Origin of the sequence: Maledivibacter sp. (assembly GCA_025210375.1) — a bacterium.
Classification (GTDB): Bacteria; Bacillota; Clostridia; order Peptostreptococcales; family Caminicellaceae; genus JAOASB01.
Genome location: JAOASB010000052.1, coordinates 190,057 through 214,736 on the forward strand (window position 1 = coordinate 190,057; position 24,680 = coordinate 214,736).

At 30.4% G+C, this 24,680-nt stretch carries 22 protein-coding genes; all 22 read left to right on the forward strand.

What is annotated here, in order from left to right:
• Positions 1 to 5: 5 nt before the first annotated feature.
• The 22 genes from flgK to rffA all read left to right on the forward strand — a co-directional run bounded on the left by flgK (position 6) and on the right by rffA (position 24,678).
• Positions 6 to 1,679, forward strand: a complete 1,674-nt coding sequence (gene flgK, locus N4A68_18515) for a flagellar hook-associated protein FlgK (GenBank protein ID MCT4566292.1) — start codon at positions 6 to 8, stop codon at positions 1,677 to 1,679.
• Between the two features lie 47 nt (positions 1,680 to 1,726).
• The gene (flgL, locus tag N4A68_18520; protein ID MCT4566293.1) at positions 1,727 to 2,635 is read left to right on the forward strand and encodes a flagellar hook-associated protein FlgL; all 909 of its coding nucleotides are present in this window, start codon (positions 1,727 to 1,729) and stop codon (positions 2,633 to 2,635) included.
• Between the two features lie 141 nt (positions 2,636 to 2,776).
• Positions 2,777 to 3,343, forward strand: a complete 567-nt coding sequence (locus N4A68_18525; GenBank protein MCT4566294.1) for a DUF6470 family protein — start codon at positions 2,777 to 2,779, stop codon at positions 3,341 to 3,343.
• A gap of 13 nt (positions 3,344 to 3,356) precedes the next feature.
• Positions 3,357 to 3,794: a flagellar assembly protein FliW gene (gene fliW, locus N4A68_18530; protein ID MCT4566295.1), complete on the forward strand. Its 438-nt coding sequence runs from the start codon at positions 3,357 to 3,359 to the stop codon at positions 3,792 to 3,794.
• Positions 3,795 to 3,805: 11 nt separating this feature from the next.
• Entirely contained in the window at positions 3,806 to 4,036 is a 231-nt protein-coding gene (gene csrA, locus N4A68_18535) for a carbon storage regulator CsrA (protein MCT4566296.1), read from the forward strand.
• A gap of 336 nt (positions 4,037 to 4,372) precedes the next feature.
• A complete protein-coding gene (locus tag N4A68_18540; GenBank protein ID MCT4566297.1) occupies positions 4,373 to 5,143 on the forward strand; it encodes a flagellin in 771 nt (256 codons plus the stop codon).
• 52 nt (positions 5,144 to 5,195) lie between these two features.
• On the forward strand, positions 5,196 to 5,966 hold the full coding sequence (locus N4A68_18545) for a flagellin (protein ID MCT4566298.1): 771 nt from the start codon (positions 5,196 to 5,198) through the stop codon (positions 5,964 to 5,966).
• Between the two features lie 91 nt (positions 5,967 to 6,057).
• Positions 6,058 to 6,429, forward strand: coding sequence for a hypothetical protein (locus tag N4A68_18550; protein MCT4566299.1), 372 nt, complete (start codon positions 6,058 to 6,060; stop codon positions 6,427 to 6,429).
• 18 nt (positions 6,430 to 6,447) lie between these two features.
• Positions 6,448 to 8,346 carry a DUF115 domain-containing protein gene (locus tag N4A68_18555; GenBank protein MCT4566300.1) on the forward strand — a complete coding sequence of 633 codons (1,899 nt, stop codon included), beginning with the start codon at positions 6,448 to 6,450 and terminating at the stop codon, positions 8,344 to 8,346.
• Complete coding sequence (locus N4A68_18560; protein ID MCT4566301.1) at positions 8,346 to 9,326, forward strand: NAD-dependent 4,6-dehydratase LegB; 981 nt, start codon at positions 8,346 to 8,348, stop codon at positions 9,324 to 9,326. The genes N4A68_18555 and N4A68_18560 overlap by 1 nt, the downstream gene beginning before the upstream one ends.
• A gap of 9 nt (positions 9,327 to 9,335) precedes the next feature.
• Positions 9,336 to 10,505, forward strand: coding sequence for a LegC family aminotransferase (locus tag N4A68_18565; protein ID MCT4566302.1), 1,170 nt, complete (start codon positions 9,336 to 9,338; stop codon positions 10,503 to 10,505).
• 13 nt (positions 10,506 to 10,518) lie between these two features.
• A complete protein-coding gene (locus N4A68_18570; GenBank protein ID MCT4566303.1) occupies positions 10,519 to 11,577 on the forward strand; it encodes a nucleotidyltransferase family protein in 1,059 nt (352 codons plus the stop codon).
• Complete coding sequence (locus tag N4A68_18575) at positions 11,574 to 12,224, forward strand: acetyltransferase (GenBank protein ID MCT4566304.1); 651 nt, start codon at positions 11,574 to 11,576, stop codon at positions 12,222 to 12,224. Before N4A68_18570 ends, N4A68_18575 begins: the two co-directional genes overlap by 4 nt.
• Positions 12,217 to 13,215: an N-acetylneuraminate synthase gene (gene neuB, locus N4A68_18580; GenBank protein MCT4566305.1), complete on the forward strand. Its 999-nt coding sequence runs from the start codon at positions 12,217 to 12,219 to the stop codon at positions 13,213 to 13,215. The genes N4A68_18575 and neuB overlap by 8 nt, the downstream gene beginning before the upstream one ends.
• Complete coding sequence (gene neuC / locus N4A68_18585) at positions 13,212 to 14,378, forward strand: UDP-N-acetylglucosamine 2-epimerase (protein ID MCT4566306.1); 1,167 nt, start codon at positions 13,212 to 13,214, stop codon at positions 14,376 to 14,378. The genes neuB and neuC overlap by 4 nt, the downstream gene beginning before the upstream one ends.
• A 25-nt stretch (positions 14,379 to 14,403) precedes the next feature.
• Positions 14,404 to 15,096, forward strand: a complete 693-nt coding sequence (locus tag N4A68_18590) for an acylneuraminate cytidylyltransferase family protein (GenBank protein MCT4566307.1) — start codon at positions 14,404 to 14,406, stop codon at positions 15,094 to 15,096.
• Positions 15,097 to 15,312: 216 nt separating this feature from the next.
• Positions 15,313 to 17,553: a glycosyltransferase family 4 protein gene (locus N4A68_18595; protein ID MCT4566308.1), complete on the forward strand. Its 2,241-nt coding sequence runs from the start codon at positions 15,313 to 15,315 to the stop codon at positions 17,551 to 17,553.
• A 131-nt stretch (positions 17,554 to 17,684) separates the two neighbouring features.
• Positions 17,685 to 18,794 (forward strand): radical SAM protein, encoded by a 1,110-nt coding sequence (locus N4A68_18600; protein MCT4566309.1) that lies wholly within the window; start codon positions 17,685 to 17,687, stop codon positions 18,792 to 18,794.
• A gap of 105 nt (positions 18,795 to 18,899) precedes the next feature.
• On the forward strand, positions 18,900 to 20,390 hold the full coding sequence (locus tag N4A68_18605) for an aldehyde dehydrogenase family protein (GenBank protein ID MCT4566310.1): 1,491 nt from the start codon (positions 18,900 to 18,902) through the stop codon (positions 20,388 to 20,390).
• A gap of 40 nt (positions 20,391 to 20,430) precedes the next feature.
• Entirely contained in the window at positions 20,431 to 21,627 is a 1,197-nt protein-coding gene (locus N4A68_18610; GenBank protein MCT4566311.1) for an ATP-grasp domain-containing protein, read from the forward strand.
• A gap of 38 nt (positions 21,628 to 21,665) precedes the next feature.
• The gene (locus tag N4A68_18615; GenBank protein ID MCT4566312.1) at positions 21,666 to 23,468 is read left to right on the forward strand and encodes a B12-binding domain-containing radical SAM protein; all 1,803 of its coding nucleotides are present in this window, start codon (positions 21,666 to 21,668) and stop codon (positions 23,466 to 23,468) included.
• A 79-nt stretch (positions 23,469 to 23,547) separates the two neighbouring features.
• Positions 23,548 to 24,678, forward strand: a complete 1,131-nt coding sequence (gene rffA / locus N4A68_18620; GenBank protein MCT4566313.1) for a dTDP-4-amino-4,6-dideoxygalactose transaminase — start codon at positions 23,548 to 23,550, stop codon at positions 24,676 to 24,678.
• Positions 24,679 to 24,680 lie beyond the last annotated feature (2 nt).

The following is a 24,680-nucleotide window of genomic DNA, read 5'->3' on the forward strand; positions in this document are numbered from 1 at the left end:
GATAAATGAGTTCTACATTTTTTGGATTTAATATAGCTCGTTCAGGTATTTTTGCCAGTCAAAGAGCTTTAAATATAACTTCGCATAATATTTCTAATGCCAATACCGAAGGATATTCAAGACAAAGACTTGAAGTAAAGCAGTCAACTCCAATGCTTTTACCAAGTGGGCAAGGAATGATTGGTACTGGAGTAGAAACAGAAAATATTATTCAGATAAGAAATGAATTCTTAGATTATAAATACAGAGGAGAAAACATGTCCTATGGGGAATGGAATGCAAAATTCAAGAACTTGGATAATATCCAAGCTGTATTTAATGAACCTTCCAAGTCTGGAATTCAAACGGTATTATCTCAGTTTTTTAGTTCCATTAGTGAACTAAGTAAGAAACCAGGAAATCTTACAAATAGAGCCTTAGTTAGACAAAGGGCTATAGCCCTTACGACGAATATTAACCATATGGCAAGTAAATTTGAAAAGCTTCAAACCGATACGGACTTTGAAATATGTACCACTGTAGACGAGATAAATGGATACTCTGAGCAGATAAGAAAGCTAAATGAATCAATACATAAATCAGAGCTTGATGGAAGCAAGGCAAATGACCTAAGGGACCAAAGGAATCTACTGGTAGATAAGCTTTCAGAACTAGTAAATGTAGATTGCTACGAGGATAATCAAAATAGATTTAATGTTCTTGTTAATGGAAAACCATTGGTATCTCATTTTAGATGTAATAAGCTTGAATATAATGTGAGGGCCACTAAGTTAAATCCGGGTGTGGATGCTGAAAATCTCCATGATATCAAATGGGATGATGGATCCAGCTTTAGTCCAAGGACTGGGAAAATAAAGGCACTTTTGGATATAAGGGACAATGTCTCTGGAGATAATAAGGGTATACCCTTTTACATGAAAAAGCTTAATGAGTTTGCCGATGGATTTGCCGAGGAAATGAATAGGATTCATAAATCGGGATATGATTTAGATAAAAATACGGGGATTAATTTCTTTACTATTAATGGAATGTCCTCGACTGAGTATGAAACACATCTGATAAATAATGGCTTAAATAAGGGAGCAGCAGTAGAAGTAACTAGCTCTGTTACCTCTGGATTATCAGGACTTACTGGAGAAGAAAAGAAAAAGAAAATTCGCCAGAATATAGAAAACGTTCTTAAAAGTGATCCGACCTATGAAGGAAAGACTGTAAAGCTTTTAAGTGGAGGTAAATACTATGTAGTAGATAAGATATCGGCTAAAGATCTTACCATATCCAAAGATATCCAAGACAGTGATAAGGGGCTAAACAAAATAGCAGCTTCAAGTGAAGGTGACCCTAATTTACCTGGAAACGGATTAAATGCCATTGCCATGGTAGATATCAGACATGATACAGAACTTTTTGGAACAGGCAGCCCGGAGGACTTTGTAACATCTTTGATATCAAACCTTGGTGTTGATGCTCAAGCGGCTGAGAGAATGAAGGACAATCAAATAGTTTTGATAAAACAAGTGGAAAATAGCAGACAATCGGTATCGGGAGTCTCCCTAGATGAAGAAATGACCAATATGATTAAATTTCAACATTCCTTCAACGCTAACTCTAGAATGATAACAGCTATGGATGAGATGATAGATACAATAGTAAATAGAATGGGAACAGTAGGAAGATAGGATTTTAGAGTTTGAGTGATGAAAGAAAGAAGGGGGTTTAAAGCTTTATGCGAGTTACAAACAATATGATTATGAGTAATACTATGTATAATCTAAATAGAAATCTTTCAAATATGAATAAAAGATACACCCAGCTTTCCACAGGAAAAAGGGTGAACAAGCCCTCCGATGATCCTGTAAGTGCATCCAAGGCATTAAAACTCAGGGCAGATGTGTCGGAGATAGAGCAGCATCAAAGAAATACTAAGGATGCTTTGTCTTGGTTGGATATTACTGAATCAGCCGTAGATAATTTACAGGATGTTTTACATAGGGCCAAGGAGCTTACAGTTCAGGCTGCAACAGGAACCATGGGTAAGGATGATAGAGAAAAGGTAGTTTCTGAGATAAAACAGCTAAAAGAACAGATAATGCAGATTGGGAACACTACATATGCTGGAAGATACATATTTTCAGGTTTCCAGACGGATAAAAAGCTCTTTGATGATCCTAAAGGCGATGGTACATATAATATAGATGTTACTGGAAACCAAAATATTAGTTATCAAATTGCTGTAGGGGAACAAATAGAAGTGGGTGTATTTGGTACTGAATTGTTTGGAAAGGATGGCTCCGGTACTAAAAGCGAAGTTGTTAAAGATTTTGATGATTTAATTACACGATTGGAGGCAGAGCCTAGGGGTGATGTTAAAGATTCCGTAGCTAAAATAGAAGCGCATCTAGACAACACATTAAAGGTTAGAGGGGAGATAGGTGCTAAAACAAATAGACTACAATTAGTTGAAAAAAGGTTAGAAAAGGACGCGATAAACTTTACCGAATTGCTTAGTGAGAATGAAGACGTGGACATGGCAGAAACAATAATGCATCTGAAAATGGAAGAAAGTGTATATAGAGCATCACTATCTGCTGGAGCCCAAGTTATTCAACCTACTCTTTTAGATTTTATTAGATAGTTATAGGGATTTTAGTATAGACATTAACTTATACAAGTCCAAAATGCTCAGAATTATGGCATATTTGTCCGTGTATAAGTTGATCTATACTATGAAAACCCTATATACCTAATAAAATCTAAATTTATATGGAGGTAACTTATGGATTTAATGATAACCACGACTAATGGGGCTATTGGTATAAATGCTATTCAAGGGAAAATGAATATTGATTATGGAAAGTCAAACTTTAATATACAAACTGAAAATCCAGAGATAGATATAAATATAACCCATCCTAAGGTAGAAATAGATCAAACTAAGCCCTTGGCTGAAATGGGACTTCAGGATATCTTTGATTTCATTAAGAATAATGCAAGTAGGGGTAGACAAGCAGCTTTAAATGGAATAGGTAAAATAGCTAGTCAAGGAAATGAATTGGCTAGCATTGAAACTGGAAGTAATGTCATATCGAGACAAGCTCAGTATAATGCCTTTAAACAGTATAAAAGAGAAGTGAATATAGATTTTATACCTAAAAGCAGGCCGGAGATAGATTTACGAGAAGGTATAGTTAACATTAATTTAGAAGAAGGGGAAGTGGAAATTGACAATGAGCCTCAGGAAGTCAATTTAAACTTTAATAAAGGGCAAGTGAAAATATATCTCAGACAAAAACCTTCTATAGCTATAGAGTATATAGGGAAGAATTTAGATATGAACATATGAATGGAGGAAAAGCATGAAACTGAATACCAAGCATTTTGGAGAAATAGAAATTAATGAAGAAAATATTATATTCTTCGCAGAAGGAATTCCAGCGTTTGAATATGCAAAAAAATATATAATGATTGAAAATCCTAATTCAGAACTTCCTTTTAATTGGTTACAAGGAGTAGATGAACCAGACTTAGTATTCGTTATAGTTGATCCTTTTCTATTCAAAAAAGATTATGATTTTGATATACCCCAAAGAGCTATAGATGATTTGTCTATAGAAAGTGCAGAAGATTTATATATTTGTTGTATAGTAACAGTACCACAAGATGTAGCTAATACCACGATGAATTTAGAAGCACCAATTATAGTAAATAATAAGAATAATAGGGCTAAACAGGTAGTGCTTGAAAATGATGGGTATAAAGTTAAGTATAAAATATTCAGAAAACTAAAAGCATAAAGGTGATAAATATGTTGGTATTAACGAGAAAGAAAAACCAAAGTATAAAAATAGGTAAAGACATTGAGATAAAAGTGTTAGGTATAGAAGATGGGAAAGTTAAGCTAGGAATTTCTGCTCCTAAAAGTATAGAAGTGCATAGAAAAGAAATATATGAAAGAATAGCTGATGAAAATAGAAATGCTATAAATTCTAATATGCAAATAAATAGCTTAAATGAACTAGTAAAAAAGATGAAATAAAGGCATATATAAGGGGGGAAAATTCACAATATTTATTTAAATGAAACACTAGATGTTCTGATAATACAAAATAATATTATTAAATTTATATTAATTATGAGTTGAATTATTATAGAGATATTAAAGGGATAGTGAATTATGTTGAAAATTTAGTTTGAAGGTGTGTAGAAAAATTAGAAAATTAGTCAGAACTACTATTTTAAAATTTATAAAAAATTTATAAAAAAACTCAAGTAGCTACTAATTTTACCGATATATATATTGTAAGAAAAAACTTTGTACAAAGTTTATACATTTTGCATGGATGCAAAAAAATAAAATCAAGGAGGAAATTTCATGAGAATTAACAACAACATTATGGCAATGAATGCCCACAATCAGCTTAGAACTAATAACTACAAGCAAGGAAAATCAATTGAGAAATTAAGCTCTGGATTGAGAATAAACAGAGCAGCGGATGATGCAGCTGGACTTGCAGTATCAGAAAAAATGAGGGGACAAATCAGAGGTTTAGGTCAAGCACAGAGAAATGCACAAGACGGTATTTCCCTTATTCAGACAGCAGAAGGTGCACTAAATGAAGTAAGTAATATGCTTACTCGTATGAAGGAATTAGCAGTTCAAAAAGCTAATGGGACATATGATGCTACTGACCAGAAAAATATAAAGCTAGAGATGTCTTCATTAAATGCTGAAATTAATGCTATCAAAACAAATACAGAATTTAATGATAAAAAGGCCTTTGGACAGGCATTTAGTATAGTATTAAATGATGGGGCTAGTGTTAGTTTGAAAGTAGATATAAAATCTATAAGTGGTGTAGATGATGCAGGCGCTGCTAAAGTAACTTCAATAGAAACAAAAATAAACTCTGTAACATCTCAAAGAGCTCAGTTAGGAGCATGGCAAAATAGACTTGAACATACAGTAAACAACATAGGGACAACGGTGGAGAATCTACAAGCATCAGAATCAAGGATAAGAGATACTGATATGGCTAAAGAAATGATGAACTTTACTAAGTTTAATATTTTACAACAAGCATCTCAATCTATGCTAGCGCAAGCTAATATGGCTCCACAAGGTGTTCTTCAATTACTTGGATAATTAAATAAGAAATTTGCATGGAAGCAAATTTAAAAATCAAGGAGGAGATTTCATGAGAATTAATAATAATATAATGGCAATGAATGCCCACAATCAGCTTAGAACTAATAACTATAAGCAAGGAAAATCAATTGAGAAATTAAGCTCTGGATTAAGAATAAACAGAGCAGCGGATGATGCGGCTGGACTTGCAGTATCAGAAAAAATGAGGGGACAAATCAGAGGTCTAGGTCAAGCACAGAGAAATGCGCAAGACGGTATTTCCCTTATTCAAACAGCAGAAGGTGCGCTAAATGAAGTGAGTAATATGCTTACTCGTATGAAGGAATTAGCAGTTCAAAAAGCTAATGGGACATATGATAACAAGGATAAATCAAATATTCAATTAGAAATGTCTTCATTAAATGCTGAAATTAACGCTATCAAAACAAATACAGAATTTAATGATAAAAAGGCCTTTGGACAGGCGTTTAGTATAGTATTAAATGATGGGGCTAGTGTTAGTTTAAAAGTAGATATAAAATCTATAGGTGGCGTAACAACTGCAGGTACTGCTAAAGTAACTTCAATAGAAACAAAAATAAACTCTGTAACATCTCAAAGAGCTCAGTTAGGAGCATGGCAAAATAGACTTGAGCATACAGTAAATAACATAGGAACGACAGTGGAAAATTTACAAGCATCAGAATCAAGGATAAGAGATACAGATATGGCTAAAGAAATGATGAACTTTACTAAGTTCAACATACTTCAACAGGCGTCTCAATCTATGCTAGCGCAAGCTAATATGGCTCCACAAGGTGTTCTTCAATTACTTGGATAAATATAACATTTTAAAAGTGTATTGAATTAAAGGTCGACGTTATATGAGTCGACCTTATTCAATATAAATATATTAAAAGAAGGGATATTAAATGAAGGAATCATTAAATTATGAAACAATAGATAGTTTATATGAATATACTAATAGGCTTATACCTGCTGTATTAAATCTTTCAACTAAATTAAGGAATATTAAAGACGAGGATACAATGGAATTGATGAAAGCAGCTATTGAAGGTATAGAATGGAGTTTTAATGCAATACTTTTAAATATGGATTTTTTAAGAGAGAATAATATAGTTCTAGATGAAGGAAAAATAAAAACTACATTAATTGAATTTTCAGAAAGTCTTGAAAATAAGGATTTATTACTAGTATCTGACATTTTGGAATATGAAATAGTTGAAATTTTAAATGATGTTAATAGGAGAGTAGAACCATTATTAAATAAAACAAATATTTAGATGTTTAAGGAGTAATATATGAAAGATATATATTCTAAAAATATTAAAATAATCGAAAAAAAATATCCCATTTTATACAAAAAAATAGAGAAACATGAAAAAAAAATAGATATACAAATACTAACATCAAGAGACAATAATAAATATATGAAAATAATAGTTAAGGATAAAATGTTTAATATAAACAGTAAATATAGACCTATAGATGAAGCTTTTAGATGGATACAAGCATTAGATATGAAAAACAATTCTAAAATAATTCTCTTTGGATTGGGGTTAGGGTATAGACCAAAATATATATTTAAAAAAATGACTAGAGATAATTTTCTTTTGGTTATAGAACCAAGTATTGATATTTTTATTGGAATCATTAAAAATATTGATTTAACAAATATTCTGTCCTCAGACAATGTTAGATTACTAGTAGATGAAAATGAATTGGTTATAAAAAAGTCTATTAAGAAGTTGACTGGTTGGTATAATATAAAACAAGTTGTTGTTAGCTTTATACCAAATTATAATAATATTTTCAAAAAAGAATTTGATAAGTATATGAATTTCCTAAGAGAAGAGATAGAGGATGGACTTATCGAGTATAATACAGGACAAAAATTGACTAAAGCATGGTTTAACAACTTTGTTTCCAATATCCCACATATGTTGCGTAGCTGTGAAGTACAAGACTTAAGTAATAAATTTCAAAATAAGCCAGCAATTATCGTATCTGCAGGACCATCTTTAAATAAAAATGTAAGCATGTTAAAAAAAGCAAAAGGAAAGGCAGTAATTATATGTGTCGGAACGGCCCTAAAGGTTCTTTTAAAAGAAGGCATATATCCTGACGTGATTGCTACTCTAGATGGATGTATAGAAAATTATTATCATTTTCAAGATTTAGATTATAGGAAAATACCGCTTGTATACTTTCCAATAGCTTATCCTGAAATACTCAATAATCATGAAGGTTTTAAAATATTAACTATAAATTCATTACCATATTTAGGAGAAACACTATTTGATTTATTAAAATATGTAAAGTATTTAGATGCAGGAGGATCTGTAGCACACTTAGCTTTTTCATTTGCTAGAGAAATAGGAGCTAACCCAATAGTTTTTGTTGGACAAGACTTAGCCTATGGTGAAAAAATGCAAACTCATGCTAAAGGTACATCCTTTGATGAAGGAAAAATACTTCATAAGTCAAAGCTGTATAAAGAAAATCAATTACTCATTGAAGATATTAATGGAAATGAAGTCCTGACTGACCAAGTTTTTTATGCATTTCTTAGATGGTTCGAAAGTGAAATAGAGAATGATATTACTAGTACCATTTATATAGATGCTACTGAAGGTGGAGCAAAAATAAAAGGAACTAAGATAATGACATTGAAAGAAACTATAGAGGAATATATGAGAAATGAAATAGATATTGCTAAAGTATCATTTGGAAATGAGAGTAAACAGCTTATTGGTGATAAAGTATATGTCAAAAAAATAATAACAGAATTAAAAGATATAGTAAATGGACTTAATATCTTAGAAAATGAGTTTGATAGAGGACTAGATTATATAAAAAAATTAAGAAATGCTTATGAAAAAGATTTATACTTAGATGAAGAAGGTAAGTTAACTAATGAACTAGCGCAGATAAATAGTAAATTTAAATCAGATATTGAAAGTTTTAAAGTTCTTAGTTATGTCTTAAATCCAACTTCCTTGAAACTGAATGAGCATGATGTAGATGAGTACAAATTAAGTATTAAGGAGAAAAAAATAAAAGCTAATATTAAGCAAGAGTATTTTTATAGAAACGTTAAAACTGCAATAGAAGATGTTTTACCTTTAATTAAAGAATGTATCGACAAGTTAGAATCAGAGTATATCACAAATGAACCTGAAAAATATGGAGGAAATTAATGAAGAGAGTATTAGTTACAGGTGCCGATGGTTTTATTGGAAGTCATTTAGTAGATAGACTTTTAGAAGAAGGGTACAAAGTAAAAGCATTTGTATATTACAACTCCTTTAATTCATGGGGATGGCTAGATGCTTTTCCAAAAGAAAAATTAAAAGATATAGAGATTTTCACGGGAGATATAAGAGATCCAAATGGAGTTAGAAAATCAATGGAGGGTATAGATGAAGTATTTCACTTAGCGGCTCTTATAGCCATACCTTTTAGCTATCATTCACCAGATTCATATATAGATACAAATATAAAAGGTACATTAAATGTACTCCAGGCCGCTAGAGATTTAAAAACTGAAAGAATACTTGTAACTTCTACATCTGAAGTATATGGCACAGCAAAGTATGTTCCTATAGATGAAAAACATCCTTTTCAAGGGCAGTCTCCGTATTCTGCAACAAAGATAGGGGCGGATAGGATGGCTGAAGCTTTTTATAAAAGCTTTGATATGCCGATCACAATAGCTAGACCATTTAACACATATGGGCCTAGACAGTCTGCTAGGGCAGTAATACCTACAATAATAACTCAACTTTTATCTGGAAAAGAAGAAATAGAACTTGGGAGTCTTTCGCCTACGAGAGATTTCAATTATGTAAAGGATACTGTTGAAGGATTTTTAAACATAGCAAAAGCAGATAGTACGATTGGAGAAGAGATAAATATAGCTACATGTAAGGAAATATCTATAGGAGAGTTAGCGAAAACTCTTATTGATATAATTAATCCAAAAGCTAAGATTCTTTGCTCTGAAGAAAGATTGAGACCGGAAAAAAGTGAAGTGAATAGGTTATTAGGTTCTAATGAGAAGATAAGACAGTTAACTAATTGGGAACCTAAATATACTTTAAAGCAAGGCTTACAAGAAACAGTTGACTGGATCAAAGACAATCTCTATAGATACAAGACAGATATATATAATATATAGGTGATAAATATGAAGAAATTAATACCTTTATCGGTACCAAACCTAAAAGGGAATGAGATGAAGTATGTAACACATGCTATAGAAACGGAATGGGTTTCTACAGGCGGTAAGTATATAGAGGATTTTGAAAAGGGAATATCAAAGTATCTGGGAGTAGAAAAGGCTGTTGCATGTCAAAGTGGAACTGCAGGACTTCATCTGGCTCTAAAACTATGTGGGGTTTTTAAAGATGATGAAGTAATTGTACCTACACTTACATTTATTGCTGCAGTCAACCCTGTCAAGTATTTAGGTGCTGAGCCTCTATTTATGGATTGCGATGATTCTCTTACTATGGATATGGATAAATTAGAAGAATTTTTAGAAAAAGAATGTTTTCTTGATAACGGTAAATTGATCAATTCAAAAACAAAAAGGCATATAAAAGCAGTTATTATAGTTCATGTATTTGGCAATATGACTAATATGGAAAGATTAATGTATTTATCAGAAAAATACAATTTCAAGGTTGTAGAAGATGCCACTGAAGCATTGGGTACTTATTACAATGAAGGAATATATAAAGGGAAATTTGCTGGGACAATAGGAGATTTTGGAGTTTATTCATTTAATGGAAATAAGATAATAACAACGGGCGGCGGAGGAATGCTTGTTGCTAAAAATATAGATGGTCTTAGGAAAGCAAAATATCTTTCAACTCAAGCTAAGGATGATATTTTATACTATATTCATGATGAAATAGGGTATAACTATCGTATGACAAATCTTCAAGGAGCGTTAGGATTAGCTCAGTTAGAGCAATTAGAAAATTTTATTGATAAAAAAGAAAAAAATTACAATTTGTATAAAGCTTTATTATCAGAGATTGCTGGGCTTACTATATTAGATTTTTATAAGAAAATCAGACCAAATTATTGGTTTTATTCTTTATCAATAGATGAAAAAAAGTATGGATTGAATAGAGATAAGCTACTACAGAAATTGAATGAGAATAAAATACAAACTAGGCCTATATGGGGACTTATACATGAACAGAAGCCATATATAAATAATCAAGTTTACAAGATTGAAAAGGCTAAGTACTATTATGAAAGAATATTGAATATACCTTGCAGTAGCAATTTGACAGAAGATAATGTATACAGAGTGATAGAAATTTTAAGAATGCTTAAATACTAATATAGGTGATTATATGAATAGTATTCAAAAACTAAGTATCAGTAAAGACAATACAATAAAAAATGCATTGAAACAATTAGATGAAAATGGAAGAAAAATATTATTTGTAACAAATAGTAAGGAAAAACTTATTGGGACCGTAACGGATGGAGATATAAGAAGATGGATATTGAAAAATGGTGCATTAAGTGATGTTATAGAAAAAATAATGAATGATAAACCCTATGTACTTAATATAAAGGATAAATATAAAGCTAAAGATATTATGAAGAAGAGAGTCATACAAGCAGTTCCTTTTGTAGATGATAAAGGTAAATTAGTAGGGGCTATATTTTGGAATGATGTTTTTGATGAGACATTCAGAATATATGATAATATCAATCTACCTGTTGTTATTATGGCTGGAGGGAAAGGGAGTAGACTTAAACCATACACTAATATTCTTCCTAAACCACTTATACCAGTAGGAGATATACCTATATCACAAAGAATAATTAATAGATTTTATAAATATGGATGTAAAGATTTCTATATGACAATAAATCACAAAAAAAACATTATTAAAGCCTACTTTAATGACTTAGAAAAGGATTATTGCATTTACTATGTAGAAGAAGACAGGCCCCTTGGGACAGCAGGCAGTCTTTATATGCTCAAAGATAAGATCAAGGAGACCTTTTTTCTTAGTAATTGTGATATTTTAATAGATGCAGATTATTCAGATATATTAGATTTTCATAGAAAGAAAAAGAATAAAATAACTATGGTAACATCTTTAAAGCATTATACTATTCCATATGGAACTATAAATATTGATAACGATGGATATCTGGAGGGAATTATAGAAAAGCCTCAATTAGATTATTTGGTAAATACAGGAGTCTATATACTTGAACCGGATATTATCAATGATATTCCAGAGAAAACATTTTACCACATTACTGATTTAATAAAATCCTACATAGAAAATGGTAAAAGGGTAGGGACATATCCTATAAGTGAAAAATCATGGCTTGATATGGGGCAAATTGAAGAGATGAAAAATATGGTTGAAAGGCTAGGGATGAAATAATGAAAGATATTATACTCATAGGTGGAGGGGGTCACTGCAAAAGTATAATAGATTCCTTGATAGAAAATAAGACTTTTAATATTATTGGCATATTAGATATTAAAGATAAAATAGATTCTTATATTGACGAGGTTAGAATAATCGGTGGGGATGAGGATTTAGAATATTACTATAAACAGGGAATACAATATGCATTTATCAGTCTGGGGAGCATAGGAAAACCGAATTTGAGAATAAGTCTTTATGAAAAAGCAAAGAAATTTGGATATAAAATTCCAGTCATAGCAGATAAAGCTTCCATAATTTCAAAAAATGCAGTTCTAGAGGAAGGGACCTTCATTGGAAAAGGAGCTATAATTAATTCGGGGGCTAGGATAGGTAAGAATTGTATTATAAATACAGGCACGATTATAGAACATGATTGCACTATAGAGGATTTTGTTCATTTAGGGCCAGGAAGTGTTTTGAGTGGTGGAGTAACAGTGGGTGAGAGAACTCATGTAGGCACGAATTCTACAATAATACAATACAAGAAAATTGGAAGGGATACAATTATAGGTGCAGGAAGTGTTGTAATAGAAAATATTATGAATGGAGTAAAAGCCTATGGGAACCCTTGTGTGGAAAGGGGAAGGATAAATGACTGAAGTATTTATAATAGCTGAGGCAGGGGTAAATCACAATGGGGATATAAATATAGCTAAGCAACTTATAGATGCAGCTAAAGAAGCAGGAGCAGATGCTATTAAATTTCAAACATTTAAGGCTGAAAACATAGTTTCAAAATATGCTGAAAAGGCAGAATATCAAAAAAAAACTACAGATAACAAAGAATCACAGCTTGACATGATAAGAAACTTAGAGATAAGCTTTAAGGACTTTGAAATTTTGAAGAATTATTGTGATGAAAAAAATATACTTTTTATGTCAACGCCTTTTGATATAGAGAGTATTAAATTTTTGCATGAAATTGGACTGGAAGTGTTTAAAATTCCCTCTGGTGAAATAACTAATCTTCTTTATCTAAGAGAAATAGGAAAATTGAAAAAGAAGGTGATAATGTCCAGTGGAATGTCAAATCTAGGAGAAATTGAGGCAGCATTAAATATATTGATAGAAAATGGCACGATAGACGTAACTGTACTTCATTGCAATACACAATACCCTACTCCAATGATAGATGTTAATCTCAATGCAATGCTCACTATAAAAGATGCATTTAAGGTGAATATTGGTTATTCTGATCATACACTAGGCTTTGAGGTTCCTATAGCGGCAGTAGCTTTAGGTGCTAAGGTAATTGAAAAACACTTTACATTAGATAAAAACATGAAGGGTCCCGACCATGAATCTAGCTTAGAACCTGATGAACTGAAAGCAATGATAAAATCCATAAGGAATATAGAAAGAGCATTAGGAAATGGTATAAAAAGACTGTCAGAATCAGAGATGAATAATATTAATATTGTAAGAAAAAGTATTGTGGCAAGTAGAAATATAAATAGGGGCGAAATACTTACAGAAGAAAACATTACTACGAAAAGACCAGGAAATGGAATTAGTCCTATGAGATGGGATGAAATATTAGGAAAAAAAGTTTTAAGAGATTTTAATAAAGATGAGTTGATTGAAATATGAAGAAAAAAATATGCGTTATAACAGGTGCAAGGGCAGAATATGGACTGTTAAAACCATTATTAGAGAAAATAGATAAAGATGTAGAATCAGAATTACAATTAGTGGTTACAGGAATGCACTTATCACCAGAGTTTGGGTTAACCTATAAAGACATAGAAAATGATGGATATACAATATATGAAAAAGTCGAAATATTATTAGGTTCTGATACCCCCATAGGGATTTCAAAATCAATGGGATTAGGTATGATAGGTTTCGCAGAAGTTTATGGTAGGTTAAAACCAGACTTAATACTAGTACTAGGAGATAGATATGAAATTTTTGCAGCTGTAAGTGCCGCAGCTGTGACGAGAATTCCAGTTGCACACTTGCATGGAGGGGAAATAACTGAAGGAGCTTTTGATGAAGGTTTTAGGCATTCTATAACCAAAATGAGTTATCTACATTTTACCAGTACGGAAGAATATAGAAAAAGGGTTATACAGCTTGGGGAGCATCCAGATAGGGTGTTTAATGTAGGCGCTATAGGTGTAGATAACATAAATAATATGAAGCTTTTATCAAAAAAAGAATTAGAAGAAAGTATTGGTTTTGAGTTTGGGCAAAAAACAGCGTTGGTTACTTTTCATCCGGTGACATTAGAAAATCAAACATCAAAGGAGCAATTTGAAAATATTCTTAAAGCTATTGATGAATTTGAAGAGCTTAAGATAATATTTACAAAATCAAATGCTGATACAGATGGAAGAATAATTAATAGCATGATGGATAATTATGTTGACCAAAATAAAGACAAGGCTGGAGCCTTTGTTTCTATGGGACAACTTAGATATTTGAGTGCTATGAGATATGTTGATATTGTTGTGGGGAATTCGTCAAGTGGCATAATTGAAGCACCTTCATTTAAAATTCCTACAATAAATATTGGAGATAGACAAAAAGGAAGAATACAGGCTAAATCAGTTATTAACTGTAAGCCGTTAAAGAACGACATAATTGGGTCTATAAATAAGGCATTATCTAAAGATTTTAGAGAATCATTGATACATATAAAAAATCCCTATGGGAATGATGATGTATCATATAATATTCTAAAAACTATCAAAAAATATTTGTTTAATAATTCATTTAATATTAAAAAAGGGTTCTATGACATATCCTAGATGGTATTAGAAAGGTAGTTCTATTATGGAAAAAATATTGGCATTTATACCTGCTAGATCAGGTTCAAAGGGAGTAAGAAATAAAAATATAAAAGAACTAGCAGGAAAACCTCTTATAGCTCATACTATTGAGGAAGCTGTTAAGAGTAACTTGTTTGAAGATATTATTGTATCTACTGACTCACAAAATATAGCAGGTATAGCTAGGCGTTATGGGGCAAGTGTTCCCTTTTTGAGACCAAAGGAGCTTGCTACAGATGAATCTCCTACGATAGATGCCATTTTTCATTGTTTAGATTATATGAATAATGAAGGGAAGCAGTATGATATTGTAGTACTACTACAACCTACATCGCCGCTTAGAAAATCTAGTCATATAAAAGAAGCATATAAGTTGTTTAATGAAAAACAAGGAGATTTTACTGTGAGTGTATGTGAATGTGAGCATTCACCACTTTGGGCTAATGTGATCAGTAAAGATTTAAGAATGGATAATTTTATTAGGAAAGAATTGAAAAATCTAAGAAGACAGGATTTACCCAAATATTATAGGTTGAATGGGGCTATATACATAGCTAAAGTAGATAGGCTGATTGAACAAAAGAGTTTATTGGGGGAAAATAGTTATTCTTATATTATGAAAAAGGAAGATTCTATAGATATTGATAATGAGATAGATTTAGGGCTTTGTGAATTGTACCTTAATAGTATAAAGTGATGTGTTATAGATATCACAAAAGTAAATATGCTAATTACAAAAAGATTATCCAACTAAATTTTAGTATGGATAATTTTTTTATGATAAAAGTCAACAAAAATCTATTAGAGATTCGATAAAATATGACGATATATATTATAAGAGTCTATTTTGTATATGGAAACATATTTAAATACCTTAAATATAATATGCTAGTTACTAGAATGAAGGAAGCAGGTGACATATATTAAAAATATTCTTATTTCATTTCCTTATAAAGTTAACAATTTCGATGACTATGAAGAAACTTTAAATGATTTTGAAAATAGAGGTTATATTATTCATAATTTTGAGGGAATAGAAGATGATTTTAGAGTAGATATACTGTATTCTGCAATACAATATGTTAAAGAATATGAAGGTGAAGATATTAATAGAATTGTTGTGATATCAAATATAAAAGAACTTATTTTTTGTTGGTTTAGATGCTATAATCCTTTGATTGATGATTTTATTTATTTAATTGATAATTTAGAAAAAGATTTTTTTAGAAATGATATTAATTATAATTTTTATGAAAAACTTTATAAGTTCATAGATATAGATAATGAATTTATAGAAGGAAAAATATATATAAATCTAAATTTTTATAATTGTAATTGGATTTTACCATTTTTATTTGCAAACAATAATTTTAGATATTTTGATACTATAGAGAACTTTGAACTTAATAAGAAATCAAAAAAAATAGCTAGAGAAAAAATTTATAATTATTCAGAGAAAAGTTTTAGATTCGATATCAAAGCAGAACTTGTTGAGGGGGTTTCAGTAAGTGATGATAGTTATTTAAAAGTGTTATTTGATGGTAGCTTTTTCTATGAACTCCGTAAAAATACATACTTCATTATGTATTTTTTAAGAGCTATATATAGAGAAATAAGCTATGAACTAAGGAATAAAATATTGATTAATTTTTTGCAATCTTTAAGATATGAGAAAAAAAATATATTATCTCAGAAGATAAAAAAGTATATTGTTAAATATAATATTGGTTTTGAAGAGAAAATGTATTTTTTATCTTGTCTATTACTATTGAAGAATAAAGATAAGTTTATATTACAAAATATAATGGAAAGTTTACTAAATAAGGAAGACTTAGAATATACTTATGAAATTTTAGTAAATACTTTATGCTATATAAATAATAGAAATGTTGAAATATATAAGGATTACTATAATGATAAGAGAAAAATAATAAATAAACTTTCTACAGCATATTTGGAATATTATAGTGGGAAAAAACATAAAAAGAACATTAAATCCGAAAAAGTTAAGAATATAGCAATTTTAACAGATCAACTTCTCAGTATAAATCATTCACCGACTAAAAATATGACGTTAGATTATGCAATTAATCTTAAAAAGTATTTTACCGATTCAAAAATACAGATATTTGTAGAAGACAATCTATATTGTGAAGGGGAAGTCGCAAAAATTATACCATGTTACTATAGTTCTGCCATATCAGTTTCATTACAAGAGGAGCATTTTAGTTATTTAATGCAGAATGGTATAAATGATATAGGAATTTATTATTCAGATATTAATCTTCCTCACAAAGAAAAAACTGCTCGAATGATAGAGGAAATAAATAAATTTCAACCCGATATAATTTTTACAAATAGTGATATATCATTGACAAGATCAATTCTCTATAATGATTATCCTATTGTTTACATGTGTCTTGGAGAAACAGTTTATTCTACACAAGCAGATGTATATTTGGTTGGTGATAAGGAAAAAGTGATAGAAGAAAATAAAATGTATCATTTTGTAAAATCAAATAATGTATATAATGTTAAAACTGCGCTTGATTTTTCTAAAGCATATAAAGATATTACTTGTACAGATTATGGTTTAGAACATAGTGATTTTGTAATGATAACAGTGGGTAATCGTTTAGATGCTGATATGGATAATAATTATATTGATTTAATTTGTTCTTTTATAAGTAATAGACATGACGTAAAATGGTTGATTGTTGGAGAGTTCGAATCACATTATCTAGAAAGAAAATACAAAGATATATTTGATAACCAGGTTATTAGGATAATCTATGAAAAAGACCTTGCCGCTTTGTATAATATTTGTGATATATATCTTAACCCCTTGAGAAGAGGTGGTGGTGTAAGTATTGCTATGGCAATGAATCAAGGATTGCCCATAGTCATTTCTTCCCGGCCTTCAGATGGAAAGTTTTATGTTGGAGAAGATAATTGCGTTGGATATAGTATGGATGAGTATACTAGAGAATTAGAAGAATTATATGTAAATGAAGAATATAGATTGAAAAGGCAATTAGTTATGAAAAAACGAATAAAAATGTTTCAAATGAAGACTGCAATAGAAGATTTTATGGAAAAATTCATCATTGCAAAGGAACAGTTTTTTAATAGAAAATGCAATGAAGACTTTTAAAAAACATTTAAAAAAAACTATAAAATAGAAAACATATATAATTAACTTAATATTTGGAAAAAAGTATAGTTCCCAATATAAGAATACTGTAGTGTATGTATAATAGCAAAACAAAAGAGGAGTGAATAGTTTTGGGAAAACATGAGTTAGATCTAGAAGCTAAATTATATCAAAAAACAGTAATAGACAAGATAAAGAAAATAAAATTTAAAAAAGGCTCAGAAAGTCCCTTCGTGGTGGAATTAGATCCAACAACACAATGTAATCTTAATTGTTTAGGATGTATTAGTGGTGAGCTTTTAAACCAACAATATTTTTCCTCTGAACGACTTTTAAAACTGGGAAAAGAACTTGTAGACAATGATATCAAAGCCGTAATATTAATTGGTGGAGGAGAACCTCTATGTCATCCTGCTATTGGTGATTTAATTGAGTTTCTAGGGGAAAATGATGTAAAAATAGGGCTTACAACAAATGGAGTATTAATTGATAAATATATTGATGTTATATCGAAATATTGTACTTGGACAAGGGTGTCTGTTGATGCAGGTACTGAACAAATGTATAAATACTTGAGACCACATAAAAGTGGAAAATCATTGTTTAATAAAGTTATTTCAAATATGAGAATGTTAGCTGAAAGCAAAACTGGGAGATTAGGATATTCTTTTTTAATTAGAACCGATGCTGATGGATTCAATATTACAAAAACAAATATTTTTGAATTGTATGATGCAGCAAAACTAGCTAAGAATATAGGATGTGATTATTTTGAAGCAAAACCAAGCTACAATATGAATCATTTTCTAGTTATGCACAAAAAAGACTATATGGGAAAAGCAAAAACGGAAATTGATAAATTATCTAACTTAGAAGATGATAAATTTAGAATATTAAAATCTATAAACCTTGAATTCACCTTAAAAAACAAGCTAAATATTCAACCCAAAAATTATCATGGATGTCCTGTTTCCGAACTAAGAACTTTAATTACTCCTTCTGGAGTTTATGTATGCCCGTATTTTAGGGGAAGAAAAGATATGTGTATTGGTGATTTACAGAATAGTGAATTTTACGATATGTGGAATGGACAACAAAGAGCAGAGGTTATGGAAAGGTTGGATCCTCAAAAAGATTGCAAGATGCATTGCATAAGACATAAATCTAACCTGACACTATTTAAAATGCAGCAATCGGTTGATGATATAACAGAATTAGAAGATTTTAATTTCTTTATATAAATGAAATTATCATATAATGACAATAAGTAATAAATTATAAGTAATATGAAGGCCGTCTTGCTATTTTATGTGCTTTAAGTATATAAGAAGGGAATGTTTGTTAATATGATTGAGAATATAAAAGAAAAGATAGATAATTTAGTAATAGAGAAAAGAGCTTTTATAGATGGTCTATATATAGAAGCGTTAGATGGAGAGATAATTAAAAAAGTTAGTCCTGCTGATGGAAGAGATATTTCAGGGCTAAGTTCTTGTAAAAAGGAAGATGTTGATATTGCTGTAAAAATTGCAAAGCAGCGTTCTGATGAAAAGGTATGGGTAGATAAAGAACCAAAGGAAAAAAAAGCAATATTATTAAAGCTTGCAGATTTGATGGAAGAAAATAGAGAAGAGCTTGCTTTGCTAGATACTTTAGAAACAGGGAGAACAATAAGAAACTACTATTATGACTCTATTCCAAAAGCAATTGAAGCTATGAGGTGGTTTGCAGAAAGTGTTGATAAGTACTATGATCATGCAATTATGCCACGGACAAATTCCTTTGCAACAATAACAAAGGAACCTCTTGGAGTAGTGGGAATCATAACTCCATGGAATGACCCTCTTGTAGTTGCTTGCTGGAAATTTGTTCCTGCTTTATTAATGGGTAATTCTGTTGTATTAAAGCCTGCTGAGCAATCATCATTTTCAATTTTAAAAGTAGCAAAGCTTGCTATTGATGCTGGGGTACCAAAAGGAGTTTTTAATGTTGTACCTGGATTGGGGGAAACAGCAGGAAAAGCTCTTGCGTTACATAATGATGTTAGGAGTATATTTTTTACAGGTTCTTCTAAAATAGGTAAGTTGATACTACAATACTCAGGTCAATCAAACATGAAAAAAGTTGGTTTAGAATGTGGTGGAAAAAGTCCGTTTATAGTTTCAAAAAAATGTAGGGATTTAGAAGAAGCTGCTAAAGTATTGGCGAAAAATATTTTCTATAATCAAGGGCAAATATGCTCTGCTCCTTCTCGGTTAATTATTGACAAAGTTATTAAAGATGAATTTATTAATTGTTTGAAAAAGCAAAGTGAGAAATATGTGCCGGGGGATCCCTTTGATATAACAAATGAAGTAGGTGCTGTTATCAGTAAACAACAAAAAGAAAAAATTGAAAATTATATACGTAAAGGGGAAGAATCTGGAGCAAAAGTTATAAGATCTGGATATAAGCCTCAATCAATCAAAAGTGGTTTGTTTGTGATGCCTACTATATTTGACAATGTTAATCAAGATTCAATTATTGCGCAGGAAGAGATATTTGGACCAGTGATTGTTATAATAAGTGTTGATTCCATTCAAGAAGCAATATCCGTTGCAAACAACTCAAAATATGGTTTAGCTGCTTCGGTTTGGACAAATGATATTGATGAAGCATATCAGATTTCACGAAGACTAAATGCTGGAATTGTACACATTAATAGTTACGGTGAAGATGATAATACAGTTCCATTCGGTGGTTGTAAAGAATCAGGTATAGGTAAAGACAAATCAGTTTATGCGTTTGATGAATATACTAACACCAAAACAACATGGATGAAATTCAAATCTATATAAAAATAAATCTGTAATAACATAGAGTATGGGATGGTGACATATGATGAGGGATAAAAAAAAGCTTTTAATTGCTGGTGGTGGGCATTCAGATATTCCTTTAATTTTAGCTGGTAAAAAATTAGGTTTTTATGTAATTACGACTGGTAATCAAATTAATGGACCTAATGGACTTGGACATTCTTATGCTGATGAATATCATTATGGAGATTATTCAGATAAGGAAGAAATACTTGCTTTAGCAAAAAAGTTAAAAATTGATGCAATTTGTGCTTGTTGTAATGACTTTTCTGCAATATCTTCAGCATATGTAGCTGAGAAATTAGGACTTCCAGGTCATGATTCGTACGAAAAAACATTGATACTTCATCACAAAGATAGATATCGTAAATTCGCTTTAGAGAATAATATTCCAACACCTTTTGCACAGAGCTATAGTAGTGTTAAAGAAGCCTTAGAGTCGATAGGCGAACATAAATTTTCATTAATGGTAAAACCTATTGACTTAACTGGTGGAAAAGGTGTTTCTAAAATAAATTGTAAAGAAGAGTATAGAAATGCAGTTGAAAAAGCTTTTTCTATCTCTCGAGCTAAATGTATTGTTGTAGAGGAATTTATAGGAGGTTCTCAACATACTTTTTCAGCTTTTATTAGAGATGGGAAAGTGGTTTTTTATTTTGGCGATAATGAATTTTCATACTTAAATCCGTACCTTGTTTCAACATCATCAACTCCTGCAATAGTACCAAAAACAGTTGATAAAAGACTAATAAAAATATCCGAGACAATATCATCGATATTATCTTTGAAGACGGGACTTTTCCATATTCAATATTTACTACAAGGTGAAGATCCAATAATTATTGAAATTACGAGACGTTGTCCGGGTGATTTATATTCGTATCCTGTTAATTACTTAACTGGCGCAGATTATGCTTCGTGGATTATCAGAGCTGCTACCGGAATGGATTGTAGCGAATTAACTTATTCAAAACCTAAAGGTTATTTTGGGAGACATTGTGTTATGAGTGAAAAACAAGGTAAAGTAATGGATATTAGTTTTGATGAATCTATTCAAAAGAATATTGTGGATAAATTTATGTGGTGGAAAAAAGGAGACTTAGTTAATGATGTATTAACTTCTAAGTTTGGTATAGTTTTTTTAAAATACGATTCATTGGAAGAAATGATCAATAAAACCAATAAATTAAATCAATTAATTAAAGTTTATGTTGAATAGGACTTACGTAACCATTTTTTTAGAGGAGGATAAGTAACATGAGGAAAATGAATCAACTTTTAGTTATGCCGAGGATTGTGGACAGAGCTGGAGAATGGTATGTTTTTCCTTTGGGTATACCATATGTATCTTCTAGTCTTAAAAAGGAAGGATTTAACGTATACACTTTAAATCTAAATAATATAGAAGGTTATATAGAAGATATTTTAAGAAAGGAAATCAAAGAAAAGGAAATAGATATTTTATTGACTGGTGGTCTTACTTCTCAGTATAATCTTATCAAACCTATAATAAGCACAGCAAAAAATATCAAACAAGATATTATTACAATAGTTGGTGGAGGGATAATAACTAGTGCTCCAGAAGCCGCAATGGAAGCTCTTGAATTTGTTGATTATGGAGTTATTGGAGAGGGAGAAATTACAAATTGTAAATTACATCATGCTCTTGAAAATAATGAAGATATAGGAAAAATAGATGGAATTATATATAGAAAAAATGGTAGTTATTGTATTACGAATCCCAGAGAAGAAATACAAAATTTAGATGACATACCATTTCCAGATTATAAAGGTTTTGATTTTGATAAAATAATGGATATAGGTGCAAATTTCAATGGTATGAATGAAACAAATACAGTAACCATGATATCAAGTCGTTCGTGCCCATTTCAATGTACTTTTTGTTTTCACACAAATGGGAAAAAATATAGGCAACGTTCGCTGGATAACTTTTTTAAAGAATTAGATTATTTAGTTGAGGAATATGGTGTTAAATATCTATTAATTGCTGATGAACTTTTTGCTAATAACATGAAAAGAGTTAAAGAGTTCTGTGATCGTATTAAAAAATACAATATTAAATGGGCTGCACAATTTCGGGTTTCAGATATTACTTCGGAGTTAGTAAACCTTGTAAAAGGCAGTAATTGCGCTATTATTCAATTCGGACTTGAGAGTGCAGATAACCGTATCCTAAAAAGCATGAAAAAATATATTACCATTGAACAAATCGAAAGTGCTTTAAAAATAGTATATGATGCGGGCATTACTATACAAGGGAATTTCATCTTCGGAGATGCAGAAGAAACATTAGAAACCGCAAATAATACTTTGAAATGGTGGAGAGAGCATATACATTATGGAATAAGTCTAAATTTTATAACTATATATCCAGGTACAGAATTATATAAAAATGCTTGTGATAAGGGGCTTATAGAAGATGAAATCGAGTATATAAAACAAGGATGTTTATCAATTAATGTATCTAAAATGTCTGATAAAGAAAGGGCTTGGTTATCTGAACAAATAGTGACATTGCCAAACCAAGAACCTCAAAGCATAGAAAATATTAATTTAGACTATGCTAATGGAATTATTAGTTTACAAGGTTGTTGTGTTTCATGTAACACTAAAAATATCTGGGGAAACATAAAAATGTTTACAAGGAATGTATTGACATGTAATAAATGTGGTAAAAGGCATAAAATACCTGTAATGTATGAGGTAACTAGTACTATTGATAGAAATGTTGAGATTCTTTTAGAAAAGTACGATAGAATCGCATTTTGGGGAATCAATGATTTTTTTTCTGATTTTTCTAAACATTTAAACTCAGTACTTAGCGATAGTATTTATTATGTGGATGATACTCAAATGAAACAAGGTAGCAGGATTAGTGGTAAAGTAATTTACTCGCCAGAAATAATAAAGGAAAAAAATATTAAACTCGTAATAGTTCCAGTAAGGTCAATATTTACTATTATTGAGCAAAGAGTTGAGAGTGATTTTAAAAATGTTAAGACTACAAAGAGTATATTAGATTTAATTAATTGTGATTAAGAAGTTGAGACTTATAGAATTAAGGGATATGGAGATATTATGTCTTTATAAAACTTTTTAATCTACTGGAGTGAGTAATATGATTTTTTTTAACAAACCCTATATTAGTAAAAACGAAGAAAAAAATATTAGAGATGTATTAACGAATCATAAAACTTGTGGTGATGGATACTATACAAAAAAGGTAAGTAAGTTCATTGAAGAAAGACTTAATACCAAAAAAGCTTTGATGACAACATCTTGCAGTTCTGCTTTAGATATGTCATCAATACTATTGGATTTAAAAGAAGGTGATGAAGTTATAATGCCTTCCTATACTTTTGTTTCCACCGCAAATTCAGTTATTTTAAGAGGAGCAAAACCTGTTTTTGTAGATATAGAAGAAAATACATTGAATATTGATATAAATAGGATAGAAGAAAAAATTACTAAGAATACAAAAGCCATATATCCTGTACATTATGCTGGCGTATCATGTGATATGGACAAGCTTTTAGAAATTGCAAAGACATACAAGCTTAAAGTTGTAGAGGATGCTGCACAAGGAGTTAATGCTAAATATAAGGATAGATACTTAGGAACTATGGGAGATTTAGGATGCTATAGTTTTCATGAAACTAAGAATTACTCCTGTGGTGAAGGTGGATGCCTTTTAGTAAATAGAGATAATCTATTAATAGAAAGGGCAGAAATTATAAGGGAAAAAGGTACAAATAGAAGTCAGTTTTTTAGAGGTGAAGTTGATAAATATACTTGGACTGATATAGGTTCAAGTTATTTACCTTCTGAAGTGTTAATGTCTATGCTATTATCTCAGTTTGAAGAAATGGAATCTATAAATGAAGGAAGAAAAAGTATATATGATTCCTATTATGAAGGGCTTAGAGACTTAGAATTAAAAGAGAAGCTGAGATTGCCTAGAATTCCAAAATATTCAGAGTCAAATTGCCATATGTTCTACATCATTCTTAATAGTAGTGAAGATAGAGATAGACTAATGTTAAAATTGAGAGATAGAGATATACAAGCCGTATTTCATTACATTCCCCTTCATTCTTCGCCTATGGGTCAAAAATTAGGTTATAGAAAAGGTGATTTAGAAATTACTGAAGATCTAAGTTTAAGATTATTAAGACTACCATTACATTTATATATTTCAATGAACAATATTAAGAAGATTTTAGATTCTATTCATTATATATTAGCCTAAAG

What these genes read in the sequence shown, in the direction of transcription:
- flgK (MCT4566292.1), top strand. Translation starts at nt 6, where the DNA reads ATGAGTTCTACATTTTTTGGATTTAATATAGCTCGTTCAGGTATTTTT.
- flgL (MCT4566293.1), top strand. Translation starts at nt 1,727, where the DNA reads ATGCGAGTTACAAACAATATGATTATGAGTAATACTATGTATAATCTA.
- N4A68_18525 (MCT4566294.1), top strand. Translation starts at nt 2,777, where the DNA reads ATGGATTTAATGATAACCACGACTAATGGGGCTATTGGTATAAATGCT.
- fliW (MCT4566295.1), top strand. Translation starts at nt 3,357, where the DNA reads ATGAAACTGAATACCAAGCATTTTGGAGAAATAGAAATTAATGAAGAA.
- csrA (MCT4566296.1), top strand. Translation starts at nt 3,806, where the DNA reads ATGTTGGTATTAACGAGAAAGAAAAACCAAAGTATAAAAATAGGTAAA.
- N4A68_18540 (MCT4566297.1), top strand. Translation starts at nt 4,373, where the DNA reads ATGAGAATTAACAACAACATTATGGCAATGAATGCCCACAATCAGCTT.
- N4A68_18545 (MCT4566298.1), top strand. Translation starts at nt 5,196, where the DNA reads ATGAGAATTAATAATAATATAATGGCAATGAATGCCCACAATCAGCTT.
- N4A68_18550 (MCT4566299.1), top strand. Translation starts at nt 6,058, where the DNA reads ATGAAGGAATCATTAAATTATGAAACAATAGATAGTTTATATGAATAT.
- N4A68_18555 (MCT4566300.1), top strand. Translation starts at nt 6,448, where the DNA reads ATGAAAGATATATATTCTAAAAATATTAAAATAATCGAAAAAAAATAT.
- N4A68_18560 (MCT4566301.1), top strand. Translation starts at nt 8,346, where the DNA reads ATGAAGAGAGTATTAGTTACAGGTGCCGATGGTTTTATTGGAAGTCAT.
- N4A68_18565 (MCT4566302.1), top strand. Translation starts at nt 9,336, where the DNA reads ATGAAGAAATTAATACCTTTATCGGTACCAAACCTAAAAGGGAATGAG.
- N4A68_18570 (MCT4566303.1), top strand. Translation starts at nt 10,519, where the DNA reads ATGAATAGTATTCAAAAACTAAGTATCAGTAAAGACAATACAATAAAA.
- neuB (MCT4566305.1), top strand. Translation starts at nt 12,217, where the DNA reads ATGACTGAAGTATTTATAATAGCTGAGGCAGGGGTAAATCACAATGGG.
- neuC (MCT4566306.1), top strand. Translation starts at nt 13,212, where the DNA reads ATGAAGAAAAAAATATGCGTTATAACAGGTGCAAGGGCAGAATATGGA.
- N4A68_18590 (MCT4566307.1), top strand. Translation starts at nt 14,404, where the DNA reads ATGGAAAAAATATTGGCATTTATACCTGCTAGATCAGGTTCAAAGGGA.
- N4A68_18605 (MCT4566310.1), top strand. Translation starts at nt 18,900, where the DNA reads ATGATTGAGAATATAAAAGAAAAGATAGATAATTTAGTAATAGAGAAA.
- N4A68_18610 (MCT4566311.1), top strand. Translation starts at nt 20,431, where the DNA reads ATGATGAGGGATAAAAAAAAGCTTTTAATTGCTGGTGGTGGGCATTCA.
- N4A68_18615 (MCT4566312.1), top strand. Translation starts at nt 21,666, where the DNA reads ATGAGGAAAATGAATCAACTTTTAGTTATGCCGAGGATTGTGGACAGA.
- rffA (MCT4566313.1), top strand. Translation starts at nt 23,548, where the DNA reads ATGATTTTTTTTAACAAACCCTATATTAGTAAAAACGAAGAAAAAAAT.